We start from the raw sequence: 15,482 nt of genomic DNA, 5'->3' as shown, positions 1-15,482 counted from the left end.
GGTTCCCTGGCGTCGAGCGCCTGGAACGAGTCGACCGGGGCGGATTACAGCCCGCGGCGCGCGTGTTTCAGAGAAATCTGGTCATTGAGCGTCCAGAAGTCGTAGAGCACCCCGACCAGGAACAGACCACCCGTGAGCAGATAGATCAAACCCGTGATCCATTTCCCCATGTACATCCGATGGATCCCGAAAACCCCCAGGAACGTCAGCAGGATCCAGGCCAGCGTATAGCTGGTCGGCCCGGCCCGGAAGCGCAGATCGGCCTGGCGATCCATGCCCGGGATCAGAAACAGGTCGATCAACCAACCGATCCCGAACAGCCCCAGGGTAAGAAACCATAGAGTTCCGGTGACGGGCTTACCATAGTAGAAGCGGTGCGCTCCGGTGAACCCGAAAATCCACAGCAAATAACCAATGGCCTTGCTGTGAGTGTCATTGAAACTGATTTCACGTTGTGCCACGCACATTGCTCCTGACTCGAATGATGAATGGTCACTGGCCCTAGGCGCGATTGCCGCAGCGACCCGAAAAGGCGAGTGACAGCTTACCCGAGGACCCTACTGCGATACATGTTCACGATAAATAGCCTCGCTGCACGCTGCGTCGTCGGCTTCCGACGATGTGACGGTGTTATATCAATCTTCTTAAAAAGCGTTAATAAAACCATACCGTGTGACGCGATCAACCCGAAAAAAAGGGTCTGGCAGGTTATAGACGTGCATGGAATTTCCATCTATGGTTCGTAAGCGGGGCATGGGAAACGGTTCTACCAAAGTCAAGCTGCTGTTGCTTGACCCGGTATATCCGCCGATGCAACATCCGTTGCGTAGGTTTGCAGGCAGAATGTCGTCAGTTGTTAGTCGATCTCGTCGAACTCCTAGTGCGCATTCCCCCCTAGTCTGACCACGCATTTCGGGCATCCCCCCGGGACGCTCGGCTACATCACTATGCAAGTTAAGGATATCGACAATGGCAACTGGCACTGTCAAATGGTTTAACGACACGAAAGGCTACGGATTCATCTCTCCCGATGACGGCGGCGATGATCTGTTCGCACACTTCTCCGAAATTCAGGCAGAAGGCTTCAAAACTCTGCAGGACGGCCAGAAGGTTACCTTCGACGTTACTCAGGGCAAGAAAGGCCTTCAGGCCGCCAACATCAAGGTATCTGGCTAATCCCAGTCAAGGGTTCCAGACTCCGGGATTTCGATCCTGAAGTCTCACCGCCTTGAGCAAAGCCCACCGTCAGGTGGGCTTTTTCATGTCACCTGCCAATGATCCGAGCCGCTCAGGGCTCTCCGATATCCTCGTTCCACACTTCCGGATAGGCTGCGATGAACTGCGTCATCAATTCGCGGCAGACCGGATCGTCGAGAACCTCGACATCGACCCCGCGCTCGCGCAGCAATGCCTCTTCTCCGAGAAAGGTGCGATTCTCACCGATGATGACCTTGGGTATGCCGTAGAGCAGGATGGCCCCGCTGCACATCGAACAGGGTGATAGCGTGGTGTAGAGCACCGAGTCACGGTAGACCGAGGCGGGCAGACGCCCCGCATCTTCCAGCGCATCCATCTCCCCGTGCAGGATTGCACTTCCCTTCTGCTGGCGCTGGTTATGACCACGGCCAATGATCGCCCCCCGGTGAACCAGAACGGAACCGATGGGAACACCGCCATTGTCGAGGCTGAGCCTGGCCTGTTCGATGGCTTCCTGCATGAAATTATCCATGTGATCCACTCCTTTCTCACGGGTCGATGCATCAGGGGCTGTTGCCATTTCAGCGCAAACCACGTTGCTGCGCCAAATGGCGCCAGGCCAGGCGCGGCCGTGCATGAAACGGCAACAGCTCCCCAGGATACCGGTGATTCTCGAGCTACTTGCCGTGGCGCAGCAGAGGACAGTTTTCTGGCACCACTAGCGGTAGTGCTTCACGATCCAGCGTGGCACGAAAATGCTCATAGCGACGCGGTTCACCATCGAGATTCAGGGGAAAGGCGCCGTCGCTGTCGAACTCGACCCAGGGCACACGCAGATAGCGCACGAACTCTCCGTCCTGGGGCAGGTTTTCGAGCTCGTCGATGATTCGCTTCAGTTCGCCCAGCGAATTGAAGTGGCGCACGAAGAGCAGCTCGAACAGACCGTCATCCAGCTTGGCAGAGGGCGCCAGCCGTTGGCCGCCGCCTGCCTGGCAGCCGTTGCCGATCGCCAGCATGAAGAGCGGGACCCGTGCTTCCCCCTCCGGCCAGCGTATATGCCCTTCGAAGGGCTGGTAATTCCAGGCTTTCAGCATGCCCATGAGCGAATACGCGCCGCCACCCAACAGGCGCTTCAGCGCGACCGGCGTCGAGGTAGTGATCTCGGCACCGAAGCCGCCGGACGCCACGTTGATGAACGCCTCGTCGTCCAGCTTGCCGATGTCCACCTGACGAACGGACCCGGTCAGGGCCAGCTCCAGCGCCGCCAGCGGTGTCATCGGCAGATTCAAGCCATGCGCGAAGTCGTTGGCGCTTCCCAGCGGCAGAATACCCAGTGCCGGACGCCGCTCGGGTGGCTGTCGCATCAGGCCGGCGACGATCTCGTTGATAGATCCGTCTCCCCCGCCAGCGACGATTCGCGCAGCACCGCCAGCCATCGCGCTCTCCACCAGCCAGACGCCATCACCGCCCTCCCAGGTCACCCGCACCTGCAGGTCGTGCCCCTGGCGGCGCAGATGCTCGACCGCTTCCCGGACCTCTGGCTGCTGGGCGGATTTACCGTTGAGAATCAACCATGTGCTGTCCTTGCCATGAGTGGCCATACCCATCTTTTCCTTTCCTGAGGCCGAACGATCACCTTCGTCGTGCCGAAATCTCTCGCTAACCGCTTCATTCTAGCCTGTTCATGCCACCGCGATGTCGAGCGCGTTAAACCTCACGCCAACGCAGCCGCCCGGGGCCGTAGCAAACGACTCGAGATGGCATGGCTGTGACAACGCTCTCGGAAAATCGCTCCGCCACCGCAATCACGCCCCGGAGTCGGCGCGCTCGGCAAGCCCTCTTGCGAGGGTCCACATCACGAGCCCGCCGCCACAGCAGATCAATGCCAGCGATGTCTGCGGCGCCAGCGGCGTCATCAACAGCAGTGTCGCCAGCGTGGCGCCGCCGCCCAGTTGAATCGCCCCGAGCAATGCCGCCGCGGTTCCCGCACGCTCGGGGAACGGCTCCAGCGCCAGGCTAGCGGCCGCCCCCAGCACCATCGAGAAGCCGATCGAGAGTATCGCCACCGGCCCCATGAAGGTGATTACCGACACCGGCACTGCCCAGTAGAGGCAGGCGATCAGGGCACCCCCACCAATGACGACGAGCAGCCCCCGCTGCACGGTCGACTTTCTTCCCCACCGAGCCATCAGTCTCGGCACGATGAAGAATGCTACCGTGCTGACCAGGGCATTGCCGCCGAACCAGAGGCTGAAGACCCACTCCGGCTGGCGCAGGCGATCCATCATGACCACCGGGGCCGCCGATACGTAGACGAGAATGGCCGCCATCATCGTGCTGACGAGCGTCGCGTAGTAGAGAAACCGCCGATGGAAAAGCACCGGACGATAACGGGACCAACGGTAGAGACGCTTTTCGATCGTCGTCCCCAATGGCCGTGTCTCGCCGAAACGCCAATACGCGCTCAGCCACAGCATCCCCGCGAACGCGGTCATGAAGGCGAAATTGCTGCGCCACCCCAGCGCCACGGTCAGTGCCCCGCCCAATACCGGAGCCAGCGATGGCACCAGCGTCAGGGAACCATTGAGATAACTGTAGAGCTTGGCGCCCTGGGTCGGCGTATAGCTGTCGCGAATGGCGGCGAAGGCGACAGTCACGGATGCACAGGCTCCCAACCCCTGGAGGACACGCGAGAGATAGAGCATCACGATCGAACTGGCAGCCATGCCGATCACTGCCGCTACCATGTAGATAGCCACGCCCCCCAGGAGTACCGGACGGCGACCAAAGCGATCGGTCAACGGCCCCACCAGAAGTTGCCCGACGCCGACACTCATCAAGAACAGGGTGATGGTCAATTGCAGCGCAGCGTAGGGACGCTCGAACTCGTCGGCCATGGCCGTCAACGCCGGCAGATAGATGTCGATCGCCAATGGCGACAGCATCACCGCACCCATCAATATCCAGAAAGCCGGACGTTCCTCGCGTGCCTGCATCACTGCCTCGCCACCATTTCAAGAGCGCCTACTCTATCGGCTGGCAAGGGAATGACAACCACTCCCGATATCAATCACCCGTGGGGGAAAGCTGAAACTCCAGCAGGCGAGCGTCGTCACGCAGATCGGCGGCCAGCGGCGGAATATATTTGCGATCGTGAGTCCGCAATATCATGCGATATTCGAACTGACGGCCCTCGTCGCGTGTGCGATAGCTCAAGCTCTCGATCCGAAACCGATGCGAAGCCATCAGATCGTGGACCTGTGCCTCGGGCATCACGGCCTGACTATCGAAACGCAGGATGCACCGGGCAAAGATCCGGCTCGGCATGCGACCTTCCACCACGCGAAACAACGAAAGCGTCAACAAGGTGACGACGGTTGCCAGTACCGCCGGGAACAGAAATCCGATGCCGTACAGAATGCCCAGTGCCGAGGTTATCCAGATCGAGGCGGCCGTGGTCAGCCCTCGAACCGTCAAGCCTTCCTTGAAAATCACCCCGGCGCCCAGAAAGCCGATCCCCGTCATGATGCCCTGAGCCATTCGCGTGGGATCAGTGCGGATCGTGGCTTCCGGCACCTCCGTGCCCAGCCACTGCCATTGATACATCGTGACCATCATCAACAGCGCCGAAGAGACACAGACCAGCGCATGCGTGCGAAATCCCGCCGGACGCCCGTGAAAAGTTCGCTCCAGGCCGATCAGGCTTCCAGCCAGCCAGGCTATTCCCAAATGAGTCAGCATCGTCCACGATTCCGGCGACATCCTTGGCTATCTCCTTGTCTCGTTTACGACTATCGTTTCAGCATAGCGCTTGCCGCCAGCCGTCGCAGGGAAACCTGAGGGCGACTTTGCCTGTCCAGCGCGTCTTTTCCCGCTACCGAGAGGAACGCACGCTTGACCAAACATCACGATCTCACGCCACCCAGCCGTGTCGCGAAAGACGATGAGGAACATGATCTTCATCTCAACGGTGACGAGCTGCCCTCAAAAGCGGCTGCCGTCCATGAGTTCATTCGCGAGGAAGGCGAGAAGGAACTGAGCCGCACGGTTTCCGCCCTGCTCTGGTCGGCCATCGCCGCCGGTCTCTCGATGAGTTTTTCAATGCTGGCGAAAGGCCTGCTGCGCGCCCACCTGCCGGACAACGACATCGGATTCCTGGTGGAATCGCTGGGCTACACGGTAGGGTTTCTGGTCGTGATCATGGCTCGCCAGCAGCTCTTCACCGAGAACACTGTCACCGCGGTACTACCCGTGATGAGCCAACCCCGGATCGGTAAATTCCTGTGTCTGCTTCGCCTCTGGGGCGTGGTGCTGGCCGGTAATCTGGTCGGCGTGGCCGTCTCGGCCTGGGCGATTCTGGCCCTGCCGATCTTCTCGACCCAGACCCATGAAGCCTTTCTGGCACTGGGGGAACACATCCTCGTGAACACCCCGATGCAGATGTTCGCCAAGGGCATCGTCGCCGGCTGGATGATCGCGACCATGGTATGGCTGTTGCCGAGCGCGGGCAGCGCCAAGATCTGGGTCATCCTGATCGTGACCTACCTCGTCGCGATCGGCGAATTCACCCACATCATCGTCGGTTCGACCGAAGTGATGTATCTGGTCTTCTCCGGTCACGCGGGATGGGCCGAATACCTGTTCCGATTCGGCCTGCCCACCCTGCTCGGCAATGTCGTCGGCGGCACCTTCATCTTCGCCCTGATCAGTCACGCCCAGATCCGCAGCGATAGCGACAACTGAGCCACCACCGGGCGTCTATGACCGGCGGGCGTCGACGACCGACGCGTCGGAATCCAGCGGGCGTCACAGCGGCGCCCGCTGTCATCCGACCGGTCCTCCTCCTCAAGTCCTCCCGGTAGCTCGCCGATACTGGTAATACATTCTCGAGTCCGCATCGAGACAAGATTATCGAACGGGAACCTTATCTCCATGTCATTCAAGACCTGGGCCGTCGTATTGGGTGCAACGGCGCTCTCCGGCTGCTTCGGCGTCAACACGTCGCAAGCTCCCATCGCCACCACTTATCCCATCAGCGAGCAGCAGCGCATGCAGGCGGCTCACCATTGGGAAGTGCTTGCCGAGCATGAAGCCCGCGCGATTCTTTCGGATCGAAGGCTCAGACAGAAAGCCCTCTACATCGACCCCGAAATGCCGACGACCGCGTTCGCGGAGGGCTTCCGCGCCCTGCTGACCAGCGAACTGGTCAGCCGCGGCGCCATCGTGAAGACCCGGCCGGAAGCGGCCGTCGAGATCGACTTCGATGTCCAGGTGATCCGCCACCGCGACCGTACGGCCATACGCGCGCCTCAAGGTGCGCTGACCGCACTGGCGACCGGCATTGCCGTCGCCACCCTTCCCTACAATCACTGGACCGAACCGGCACTGGGGCTGATCCCCGCGGCGGCAGTCGCCGATGTCTTCAGCGGCAGCTGGACCTCGGAGACGAACCACGAAGTCATCATCACGGTATCCGCCGACGAATACGACACGCTGCTGTATTCCTCGTCGAACCTCTACTACATCAGCGGCGGCGACAGCGGCCAGTATGACCGAGAACAGGGCCGCCTGGCGGTATCTTCAGACTGGTAAACGGATAGAAAGCGTAGACATGACCTTGAAAAAGACCGCAAACCTGGTGGCGCTGCTGCTGATGCCGCTACTGCTGGCGAGTTGCTCGCTGCTGGATACCACCACGTCCCCTCGAGAAGCCACCACGCTGGAACGCATAGACGACGCTGCCGGCGAGTTGATCGCCAGCGCTCGAGACCGCATCGACACCCAGCAACCGATCATCGCCACGACGCTCGTCAACGTGGACCAGCTCGGACAGTCCTCGACGCTTGGCCGCACGCTGAGCGAGACTTTCACTTCCCGAATGGTACAGGCCGGGCTCAACGTGATCGAGGTGAAGCTACGCAACAGCCTGTACATCGAGGAAAACACGGGCGAGCTGATCCTCTCGCGCAACGTTCAGCGGCTGGGACAGGATTACAACGCGGAGGCCGTACTGGTCGGCACCTACGCCCAGGCCCAGGATCAGGTGTTCATCAACGTGCGTCTGGTGGAGATCGCCAACCGGACCATTCTCGGCGCCACGAGCTTCTCGCTACCCTTGACCAACGACCTTCGGTACCTGCTGCCCGTCAGTTATCGTTGAGGCTCATCACTTCAACGAACGTGACTCCAAGAACGGGCTCCAAAGAAACGAGGCGCTAACGAAACGGAGCCTAAGGAAACAGACCCAACGAAACGGGGCGCCGACATGGCGCCCCGTTCATTTATCGGACAGTCATCGAAAACGTCTAGACTTCCCTCTCCCTCTCGCGTGCCTTGTTCGGCTCGGCCTCCTTGGCCGCCAGGTTGATCCCGGCGATCAAGGCCTTGAGCGAGGCACTGACGGTGTCGCTGTCCTCGGCCACGGCGCAGACACGCTGGCCGTCGATATTGAGCTGGACGAAGGCGATGGCATTGGCCTCGCTGTCGCCGCCCAGCGAATGCTCCGCATAGTCGATGATCCCAACGCTGATACCGGAATGCTTCTGCCACGCATCGGTGAAGGAAGACATCGCGCCGTTACCCTTGCCCGAAAGACGGAGCGTCTCGGCGCCCTGCCATAGGGTCACGTCGATGCCTTCGTCCTGGCCCTTCGACAGCCGGTAGTCCGCCAGCGACAACGGCGTCTCGCTGGTGAAGCGATCGAACATCACCTGGCGAACCACCTCGCTGGACAGCTCGCTGGCCCGCTTCTCGCTCTCCTGCTGCACATGGGGTGCCAGCGCCAGCATCATCCAGCGCGGCAGGCTGATGCCGTAATCGCGCTCGAGCAGAAACGCCATGCCGCCCTTGCCGGACTGACTGTTGACGCGGATCACCGCTTGATAGTCACGGCCGATATCGCGCGGATCGATCGGCAGGTAAGCGACCTGCCACGGCTCGTCCGGCTGCTGCTTCTTGAGCGACTTGCGGATCGCGTCCTGGTGGCTGCCCGAGAAGGCGGTGTAGACCATCTCGCCGACCCACGGATGACGCGGATGGATCGGAATGTTGGTGCAGTCGTTGACCACCTCGATGATCTCGTCCGGCCGCGACAGGTCCAGCTCCGGATCGATGCCCTGGCTGTAGAGGTTCATTGCCAGGGTGACGATGTCCATGTTGCCGGTGCGCTCGCCGTTGCCCAGCAGCGTGCCTTCGACGCGCTCGGCGCCGGCCAGCAGCGCCAGCTCTGCGGAAGCCACCGCGCCGCCGCGATCATTGTGCGTATGAACGGAGATGATCACGCTGTCGCGATTCTTGATGTGCTGGCAGAAATACTCGATCTGATCGGCATGGTGGTGCGGCCCCGCCACTTCCACCGTGGTCGGCAGGTTGAGGATGCACTTGTTGTCCGGGGTGGGCTGCCACACATCCATGACCGCTTCGCAGATCCGCAACGAGAAATCGATCTCGGTGCTGGAGAAGCTCTCCGGGGTGTATTCGAAACGCCACTCCACTTCCGGATAGCGCTCGGAATAGGTCTTGACCCAGGTGGCGCCCTGCACCGCGATATCGACGATGCCATCGCGATCCATCTCGAACACCCGCTCGCGCTGGACGGTCGATGTAGAGTTGTACAGGTGCACGATGGCCCGCTTGGCGCCGACGAGGGACTCGAAGGTCTTCTCGATCAGATGCTCGCGGCACTGCACCAGCACGGCGATGGTCACGTCCTCAGGGATCTGCTCTTCCTCGATCAACCAGCGCACGAAATCGTAGTCCGGCTGGCTCGCCGACGGAAACCCGACCATCACCTCCTTGATGCCCACCTTGACGATCTGGTGCCAGAAGCGCTTCTTCTGCTCGACGCTCATCGGCTCCAGTAGCGCCTGGTTGCCATCGCGCAGGTCTTCACTCACCCAGATCGGCGCGTGATCGAGATCACGATCCGGCCATTGGCGATCGAAGGCGGGCACACGAGGCGCCGGGCGGTATTTTCTATGGTCAAAGGCGCGATGATCGAAAGCAGACATGGTGAAATTCCTGAAGGTGAAGAATTCGGTGCGTTCCGACCGCTGATGGCGGTCCGGTCATCGTGCCGCATGGCGGGGTGTGCCATGCGGACGCATCCGCAGCTTGTGGCGACAGAATTTGACGACAGCAACAGTGTAAAACGTTTTCCGCGACAGTTTATTGCGAATGAAGGTAGAAAACGAAGTATATTGGCATGATATTGCTGAAATACTGAAAATATAGGCAGGAACTATCCATGAATCAGCCCACACCCCTGGCGCTGGACCGATATGACCGGCGCATACTCGAAGTCCTGCAGCAAGAGGGACGTATCAGCAACCAGGAGCTGGCCGACCGTATCGGCCTGTCACCCTCGCCCTGTCTCAGACGCGTCAGAGCGTTGGAAGAGAGCGGCCTGATCGTGAGATACCGCGCCGATATCGATGCGCGCCCCCTGGGCTACCAGCTCATGGCGCTGCTGCATATCTCGATGGACCTTCATACCCCGGAGCGCTTCGACAATTTCGAGCGACACATTCGGGACGTCCCCAACGTCATCGAGTGCCTGATCATCACCGGCCAGACCGCGGATTTTCAGCTCAAGATCCTGGTTCGCGACATGGACGACTATCAGCACCTTCTCCTGCACGTCATCAACCGCATCGAGGGCGTCACCGGCGCGCACACCAGCTTCGTGCTGCGTCGCGTGTTCGAGAATCGCCCCATCCCCACCGACCTCGTCACCACGACCTGAGACGCCCATCGCCATGCCATTAGACGATTGCGCAATTGTAGCGAAGACAGCGTCTTGCTATGACTTTGCATGCAAAGTTCATCTTGGAAATAACAAGTACGCCAAGCGAGGTCATCATGAAACGATCAACGGCTCCCCGTCGCCTGAGTCTGTTGCTGTCTGCCGCCGTGCTGGCTTCGCCGCTGGCGCTGGCCGACTACCCCGAAAAGCCGATCACGCTGATCGTGCCCTGGGCAGCCGGCGGTGGCACCGACGCCACGGCCCGTATCATCGCCTCCTCGCTCGAGGAACAGCTGGGCCAGACGATCAACGTCCAGAATCGTACCGGCGGGAGCGGTGTCGTCGGCCATACCGCCATTGCCAACGCCAGGCCCGACGGTTATACCCTGGGCCTGGCCACCGTCGAAGTCGCGATGATGCATTGGCAAGGGCTCACCGATCTTACCTACCAGGACTTCACCCCGATCGCGCAGATCAATTTCGACTCCGCCAGCCTCTCGATCGCCAACGACTCCCCTTTCCAGAACCTCGAAGACTTCGTGACCCAGGTCAAGAACGAGCCCCAGGGCACCTATACCGCATCCGGCACCGGTCTCGGCGGCATCTGGCACGTCGCGCTCAACGGTTTTCTGATGGATCAGGACATTCCCGCCGGCAAGATCACCTGGGTTCCCAGCCAGGGCTCGGCTCCCGCCATGACCGAGCTGGCTTCCAACAGCATCGACCTGGTGGCCTCCTCGCTCCCCGAGGCGAGGACGATGATCGGCGCAGGAGAGCTTGAAAGCCTCGGCGTCATGACGCCGGAAAGACTCGAAGGCTTTCCCGACATTCCTACCTTCAAGGAACAGATCGGCAGCGACTTCACGCTGGGGGCGTGGCGCGGCATCGTCGGCCCCAAAGGGATGGACGAGAATGTCGTGGCAACGCTGGAAGCTGCCCTCAAGAAAGCCTACGACAGCGAGGCCTATCAGAACTTCATGGCCAAGCAGGGTTACGGCGTGGTGTGGCGAAACGCCGATGACTTCGCGCAACTAATGGCCGAAGATGACGAAAAGTTCGGCAAGATCATGGGCGAGATGGGCCTGACGAACTAGGCCGCCAATCCTGCAACAAGCGTTGACCCCGATCGGGCCGGCGCAGCGATTGCCCCGGCTCGTTTCATTCCGCCCGGGCTATCTTTCCCACGGCGGCTATATTTTTCCCTCGGCGACGATAAGGAAGCCACAGCCATGCAACTCCCACAGAACCCCTTCAAACGCTCGCTCGACGGCAATCCGCGTTATGGCTGCTGGGCCGGATTCGGCACCGGCTACGCCACCGAAATTCTGGCCACGACCGGCTTCGACTGGTTGCTGATCGACGGCGAGCATGCTCCCAACACCGTGCCTTCCGTTCTGGCACAGCTGCAGGCCGTGGCGCCTTACGCCAGCGCGCCGGTCGTTCGTACCGTCAATCACAACCCGGCGCTCATCAAGCAGCTGCTCGATATCGGCGCCCAGACGCTGATGATTCCGATGGTCGATACCGCCGAGCAGGCAGCCAGGCTGGTGGCAGCGACACGCTACCCGCCCCACGGATTCCGAGGCGTCGGTGGCGGCCTGACCCGAGCCACTCGCTGGGATAGCGTGGAAGACTACCTGGCCCGCGCCCATGAAGAGCTCTGCCTCGTGGTGCAGGTGGAATCCCGCAGCGGCGTCGACAACGCCGAAGCGATCGCGGCCACCGAGGGGGTCGACGCCATCTTCGTGGGCCCGGTGGATCTCTCTACCGGCGTCGGCCATGCCGGCAACCCCAATCACCCGGATGTGCAGGCGATGATTCGCCACACGCTGGAAGCGACCAAGGCCGCAGGCAAGGCGGCCGGCATCCTCGCCCCCGCCGAGGCAGATGCCAAGCGTTATGCCGAGTGGGGGTTCGATTTCATCGCCGTGGGTATCGATATCAGCCTGCTGCGACAGGCGGCCGTCGAGACGATTGCCCGCTACAAGCCGGAAACGCCAAAGCCCAAGTCGAGCCTGGGATATTGAAGCGAGCCCTCACCAAGATCGCCCGGATAGTCGACTGTCCGAATGTCCGATTGCCCGAGGATACCAGCCAAAAAAACGCGCTCCCTGGAGCGCGTTCGTTGCTTGCCACACTTGCTGCCCATCGTCACGCGTAGGCGTTGACCTGGGTTCCCAGCGTGCCGGAAACCGCCAGCTCCGGCGAAGGCGACACGGAGGACATCAACTGCTGGATATGAGCGGCTTGCCCATCCAGGGACTGCTTCAGCAGGCTACCCTGCGCCTCCTGGCTCTGATTGAAGTTCTGCAGTGCCAGGGCGGCGCCCACGGCGGCATTGACTGAGGTATCCATCGCAAACTCCTTGTTCCGAAAGCAGGTCGTGCGTTTATTGGTCTTGCGGTCTTCGGTCCATCCATCAGGCTATCGGCCAGTCCGTTCGTCAACTTTAACGGCGCAGCCCCCGCCTCGAAAGGCCCCCGGACGAGGATCGCGTGCCGGCTCGATCTTGTCCTCGGCTCCAGCGCGGGACGCCGCCACGAGGCGGCTGTTAAACTGCGAGCGCTCATCCCCCAGGACCGGATCATCGTATGAAATACATCGGAGCCCATGTCAGTGCCGCGGGCGGCGTCGACCAGGCCGTGAGCCGCGCAACCGAGATCGGTGCCAATGCTTTCGCGCTGTTCACCAAGAATCAGCGCCAGTGGAAGGCCAAGCCACTGGAGGAGACCACGATCGAGGCGTTCAAGGCGGCCTGCCGCGCGCAGGGTTTCGGCCCGGCCCAGATCCTTCCCCACGACAGCTACCTGATCAATCTCGGCCATCCCGACACAGAAGGTTTGGAGAAGTCCCGCGCGGCGTTCCTCGACGAATGTCAGCGCTGCGAGCAGCTGGGGCTGGAGCTGCTGAACTTCCACCCCGGCAGCCATCTCAAGAAGATCAGCGAGCGCGACTGCCTGGCGCGAATCGCCGAGTCGATCAACGAGGCTCATGCCGCGACCCGATCCGTCGTCGCCGTGATCGAAAATACAGCCGGTCAGGGCTCCAACCTCGGCTTTCGCTTCGAGCAGCTGGCCGAGATCATCGAACGGGTCGACGACAAGGATCGCGTCGGCGCCTGCATCGACACCTGCCACGCCTTCGCCGCCGGCTACGATCTGCGCACCGAGGAGGACGCCGTCGCCATGCTCGACGATTTCGAGCACGTGGTGGGTATTCGCTATCTGCGCGGCATGCATCTCAACGACGCCAAGAGCGAGTTCGCCAGCCGGGTCGACCGTCACCACAGTCTGGGCAAGGGCAACATCGGCCTCCCCGCCTTCACCGCGCTGATGCGCGACAACCGTACCGACGGCATTCCGCTGATTCTGGAAACCATCGAGCCCGAAATCTGGGCCGAAGAGATCCAGTGGCTGCGCGGTCAGCAGCGTACCGACTGACCTTCACTGACTGACCTTACCGACTAACCTTCATTGACGAAGCTTCTCCGGCGGGCTTCACGAATGGCTCGCCGATGGCCGGCCATCACAGGCTGACCCCGGACCCCGCATTCCCAACCCTCACGCCCAAGGAACCTGCTCGACATGGATGGATTCTTCAACTGGCTTGGCGAAGCGATCGGCAACGTGATTCGCACCGTAGTCAACGGTCTGCACGCCATATTCGGCAACCTGTGGCAGGCGATCGACGGCTTCGTCGACGGCCTGACCGGCTCGCTCGGCATCAGCGATTCGATCTTCAGCATCGCGGCACTGGTGGTTGGCGTGCTGCTGCTGATCAGCGGCATACGTTCACTGATTCGCGGCGGCATCGTCGGCGGCATCGTCTGGCTGCTGCTGGGGCTGGTGATCCTGAGCTGGCTGATTCGCTGAGCCGGGTGCCTGCCCGTTTATATCGATTGACGGGAAGGTATGCCTATTCCTGCTAGATCAACGCGATCTCCTTGTCATCTATCCTTTCGTCTACCACCTTGAATTTACAAGGTCACACCGATTGGTGACCGATCGACGACAGGATCCGTCGCCGCATCAGACAAGGAGATATCACCATGAGTCAGTCACTCAAATCGCAGCAGAACGGCGTCGACGTCTACAACCAGTTCATCGGTGGCCAGTGGCTTACCGGCGACGGTGAGCTGTTGGACGTCCTGAACCCGGCGACCGGTGAAGTCATCGCCCGAGCGCAGTTGGCCGATGAAAAACTCGCGGATCAGGCTCTGCAGGCGGCACAAAAGGCTTTTCCCGCCTGGTCGCGCAAGACTGCGGTGGAACGCGCCGACTATCTCTACCGCCTGGTCGATCTCCTCCAGGAGAATCGTGATCGCCTGGCCAGGTTGATCACCACCGAACAGGGCAAGCCGCTCTCCGAATCCGACGCGGATGTCGGCATGTGCTGCGACCTGATTCGCTTCGCCGCCGAGAACACGCGCCGTCTGGAAGGCGACATCATTCCGGCGGACGATCCCGACGAGCAGATCTGGATCCAGAAAGTGCCGCATGGCGTGGTGGTCGGTATCACGGCCTGGAACTTCCCCGCCGCGCTGATCGGTCGCAAGCTCGGCCCGGCCCTGGCGGCAGGCAACACGATCGTGCTCAAGCCGTCCGAGGAGACGCCACTGACCGCGCTGGAGATCGTCGAGCTGGCGCGCCAGGCCGGCATTCCGGATGGCGTGGTCAACCTGGTCAACGGTCGCGGCCGGGACATCGGCAATCACCTGATCCAGAGCCCGATCACCCAACTGATCAGCATGACCGGCAGCGTGCGCGGCGGCCGCGAGATCAACAAGGCGGCCGCCGAACACCTCAAGATCGTGCGACTCGAGCTGGGCGGCAAGGCGCCGTTCATCGTCATGGACGACGCCGACCTCGATCCGGCCGTGGATGCCGCCATCGCCTCGCGCTACAACAACTGCGGTCAGGTCTGTACCTGCAACGAGCGTATGTATGTCCAGTCCGGCATCTATGATCGCTTCCTCGAACGTTTCAAGCAGCGTGTCGAGGCTCTGAAGGTCGGCAACCCGCTGACCGACAAGGATGTCGACATGGGGCCGAAGATCAACGCCGCCGAACTCGACAAGATCCACGACATGGTCGAGCACGCCCAGAGCCAGGGCGCGCAGCTGTTGACGGGCGGCAAGCGTCTGACCGGCGGCGATTACGACAAGGGCAACTACTACGCTCCGACGATCCTCACCAACGTCGACAACGACATGGACATCATGAAGGAGGAGATCTTCGGCCCGGTGGCTCCGATCATGAAGGTCGATAGCTTCGAACAGGCGATGGAGTACGCCAACGCCTCGGAGTACGGCCTTTCTGCCTATGTCTTCACCCAGAACGTGAAGCAGCTGATGGCACTGACCCGCGAGCTCGACTTCGGCGAGATCTACGTCAATCGCGGCGGCGGCGAATCGGTCCAGGGCTTCCACAAGGGCTACCGCAATAGCGGCCTCGGCGGCGAGGACGGCAAGTACGGCCTCGAGGCTTACGTCAAGAGCAAGACGATGTACGTTCACTACGCCTGATCGGCTTTCGGCATTCGC

The 15,482-nt window shown here is 61.2% G+C and carries 17 protein-coding genes; 10 read left to right on the top strand and 7 right to left on the bottom strand.

All coding sequences use genetic code 11. The features are described from left to right. Positions 1–44: 44 nt before the first annotated feature. Positions 45–461 (bottom strand): NINE protein, encoded by a 417-nt coding sequence (locus CCD76_RS07660; RefSeq protein ID WP_256961197.1) that lies wholly within the window; start codon positions 459–461, stop codon positions 45–47. Positions 462–969: 508 nt separating this feature from the next. Here CCD76_RS07660 and CCD76_RS07655 point away from each other — a divergent pair. Beyond that, on the top strand, positions 970–1,176 hold the full coding sequence (locus tag CCD76_RS07655) for a cold-shock protein (RefSeq protein WP_035471072.1): 207 nt from the start codon (positions 970–972) through the stop codon (positions 1,174–1,176). Positions 1,177–1,288: 112 nt separating this feature from the next. On the opposite strand, the gene CCD76_RS07650 is transcribed toward CCD76_RS07655, so the two are convergent. The 4 genes from CCD76_RS07650 to CCD76_RS07635 all read right to left on the bottom strand — a co-directional run bounded on the left by CCD76_RS07650 (position 1,289) and on the right by CCD76_RS07635 (position 4,938). Further along, complete coding sequence (locus tag CCD76_RS07650; RefSeq protein ID WP_087718936.1) at positions 1,289–1,729, bottom strand: nucleoside deaminase; 441 nt, start codon at positions 1,727–1,729, stop codon at positions 1,289–1,291. A gap of 145 nt (positions 1,730–1,874) precedes the next feature. After that, positions 1,875–2,804 (bottom strand): lipid kinase YegS, encoded by a 930-nt coding sequence (gene yegS / locus CCD76_RS07645; protein WP_256961196.1) that lies wholly within the window; start codon positions 2,802–2,804, stop codon positions 1,875–1,877. Positions 2,805–3,002: 198 nt separating this feature from the next. After that, entirely contained in the window at positions 3,003–4,193 is a 1,191-nt protein-coding gene (locus tag CCD76_RS07640) for a multidrug effflux MFS transporter (protein WP_218776992.1), read from the bottom strand. A 70-nt stretch (positions 4,194–4,263) separates the two neighbouring features. Continuing rightward, positions 4,264–4,938, bottom strand: coding sequence for an MgtC/SapB family protein (locus CCD76_RS07635; protein ID WP_256961195.1), 675 nt, complete (start codon positions 4,936–4,938; stop codon positions 4,264–4,266). 153 nt (positions 4,939–5,091) lie between these two features. Between CCD76_RS07635 and CCD76_RS07630 the strand changes: the two genes are divergently transcribed. The 3 genes from CCD76_RS07630 (at position 5,092) to CCD76_RS07620 (ending at position 7,357) form a co-directional block, all read left to right on the top strand. After that, positions 5,092–5,940 (top strand): formate/nitrite transporter family protein, encoded by an 849-nt coding sequence (locus tag CCD76_RS07630; protein WP_087718933.1) that lies wholly within the window; start codon positions 5,092–5,094, stop codon positions 5,938–5,940. A 189-nt stretch (positions 5,941–6,129) separates the two neighbouring features. Next, entirely contained in the window at positions 6,130–6,789 is a 660-nt protein-coding gene (locus CCD76_RS07625) for a hypothetical protein (RefSeq protein WP_087718932.1), read from the top strand. 25 nt (positions 6,790–6,814) lie between these two features. Beyond that, the gene (locus CCD76_RS07620; protein ID WP_256961194.1) at positions 6,815–7,357 is read left to right on the top strand and encodes a FlgO family outer membrane protein; all 543 of its coding nucleotides are present in this window, start codon (positions 6,815–6,817) and stop codon (positions 7,355–7,357) included. A gap of 145 nt (positions 7,358–7,502) precedes the next feature. On the opposite strand, the gene CCD76_RS07615 is transcribed toward CCD76_RS07620, so the two are convergent. Continuing rightward, a complete protein-coding gene (locus tag CCD76_RS07615; protein ID WP_087718930.1) occupies positions 7,503–9,206 on the bottom strand; it encodes a 2-isopropylmalate synthase in 1,704 nt (567 codons plus the stop codon). A 236-nt stretch (positions 9,207–9,442) separates the two neighbouring features. Here CCD76_RS07615 and CCD76_RS07610 point away from each other — a divergent pair, with 236 nt between their 5' ends. From CCD76_RS07610 to CCD76_RS07600, 3 genes are all read left to right on the top strand, one after another. Then, positions 9,443–9,940 carry an Lrp/AsnC family transcriptional regulator gene (locus CCD76_RS07610; protein WP_087718929.1) on the top strand — a complete coding sequence of 166 codons (498 nt, stop codon included), beginning with the start codon at positions 9,443–9,445 and terminating at the stop codon, positions 9,938–9,940. Positions 9,941–10,056: 116 nt separating this feature from the next. Next, complete coding sequence (locus CCD76_RS07605; RefSeq protein ID WP_087718928.1) at positions 10,057–11,034, top strand: tripartite tricarboxylate transporter substrate binding protein; 978 nt, start codon at positions 10,057–10,059, stop codon at positions 11,032–11,034. 135 nt (positions 11,035–11,169) lie between these two features. Further along, positions 11,170–11,967: an HpcH/HpaI aldolase family protein gene (locus CCD76_RS07600; RefSeq protein ID WP_087718927.1), complete on the top strand. Its 798-nt coding sequence runs from the start codon at positions 11,170–11,172 to the stop codon at positions 11,965–11,967. A 124-nt stretch (positions 11,968–12,091) separates the two neighbouring features. Here CCD76_RS07600 and CCD76_RS07595 read toward each other — a convergent pair whose 3' ends face one another. After that, complete coding sequence (locus CCD76_RS07595; protein WP_087718926.1) at positions 12,092–12,295, bottom strand: putative motility protein; 204 nt, start codon at positions 12,293–12,295, stop codon at positions 12,092–12,094. A 236-nt stretch (positions 12,296–12,531) separates the two neighbouring features. Here CCD76_RS07595 and nfo point away from each other — a divergent pair, with 236 nt between their 5' ends. The 3 genes from nfo to aldA all read left to right on the top strand — a co-directional run bounded on the left by nfo (position 12,532) and on the right by aldA (position 15,464). Further along, positions 12,532–13,380 (top strand): deoxyribonuclease IV, encoded by an 849-nt coding sequence (nfo, locus tag CCD76_RS07590; RefSeq protein ID WP_087718925.1) that lies wholly within the window; start codon positions 12,532–12,534, stop codon positions 13,378–13,380. A gap of 144 nt (positions 13,381–13,524) precedes the next feature. Then, a complete protein-coding gene (locus CCD76_RS07585; protein WP_087718924.1) occupies positions 13,525–13,812 on the top strand; it encodes a hypothetical protein in 288 nt (95 codons plus the stop codon). Between the two features lie 176 nt (positions 13,813–13,988). Further along, complete coding sequence (aldA, locus tag CCD76_RS07580) at positions 13,989–15,464, top strand: aldehyde dehydrogenase (RefSeq protein ID WP_087718923.1); 1,476 nt, start codon at positions 13,989–13,991, stop codon at positions 15,462–15,464. Positions 15,465–15,482 lie beyond the last annotated feature (18 nt).

Origin of the sequence: Salinicola salarius, from assembly GCF_002179555.1 — a bacterium.
Classification (GTDB): Bacteria; Pseudomonadota; Gammaproteobacteria; order Pseudomonadales; family Halomonadaceae; genus Salinicola; species Salinicola salarius_A.
The sequence above is the reverse complement of the archived record's forward strand: the minus strand, read 5'-3'. Positions and strand labels throughout refer to the sequence as shown.

What these genes read in the sequence shown, in the direction of transcription:
- CCD76_RS07655 (WP_035471072.1), top strand. Translation starts at nt 970, where the DNA reads ATGGCAACTGGCACTGTCAAATGGTTTAACGACACGAAAGGCTACGGA.
- CCD76_RS07650 (WP_087718936.1), bottom strand. Translation starts at nt 1,729, where the DNA reads ATGGATAATTTCATGCAGGAAGCCATCGAACAGGCCAGGCTCAGCCTC.
- yegS (WP_256961196.1), bottom strand. Translation starts at nt 2,804, where the DNA reads ATGGGTATGGCCACTCATGGCAAGGACAGCACATGGTTGATTCTCAAC.
- CCD76_RS07640 (WP_218776992.1), bottom strand. Translation starts at nt 4,193, where the DNA reads ATGCAGGCACGCGAGGAACGTCCGGCTTTCTGGATATTGATGGGTGCG.
- CCD76_RS07635 (WP_256961195.1), bottom strand. Translation starts at nt 4,938, where the DNA reads ATGCTGACTCATTTGGGAATAGCCTGGCTGGCTGGAAGCCTGATCGGC.
- CCD76_RS07625 (WP_087718932.1), top strand. Translation starts at nt 6,130, where the DNA reads ATGTCATTCAAGACCTGGGCCGTCGTATTGGGTGCAACGGCGCTCTCC.
- CCD76_RS07615 (WP_087718930.1), bottom strand. Translation starts at nt 9,206, where the DNA reads ATGTCTGCTTTCGATCATCGCGCCTTTGACCATAGAAAATACCGCCCG.
- CCD76_RS07610 (WP_087718929.1), top strand. Translation starts at nt 9,443, where the DNA reads ATGAATCAGCCCACACCCCTGGCGCTGGACCGATATGACCGGCGCATA.
- CCD76_RS07605 (WP_087718928.1), top strand. Translation starts at nt 10,057, where the DNA reads ATGAAACGATCAACGGCTCCCCGTCGCCTGAGTCTGTTGCTGTCTGCC.
- CCD76_RS07600 (WP_087718927.1), top strand. Translation starts at nt 11,170, where the DNA reads ATGCAACTCCCACAGAACCCCTTCAAACGCTCGCTCGACGGCAATCCG.
- CCD76_RS07595 (WP_087718926.1), bottom strand. Translation starts at nt 12,295, where the DNA reads ATGGATACCTCAGTCAATGCCGCCGTGGGCGCCGCCCTGGCACTGCAG.
- nfo (WP_087718925.1), top strand. Translation starts at nt 12,532, where the DNA reads ATGAAATACATCGGAGCCCATGTCAGTGCCGCGGGCGGCGTCGACCAG.
- CCD76_RS07585 (WP_087718924.1), top strand. Translation starts at nt 13,525, where the DNA reads ATGGATGGATTCTTCAACTGGCTTGGCGAAGCGATCGGCAACGTGATT.
- aldA (WP_087718923.1), top strand. Translation starts at nt 13,989, where the DNA reads ATGAGTCAGTCACTCAAATCGCAGCAGAACGGCGTCGACGTCTACAAC.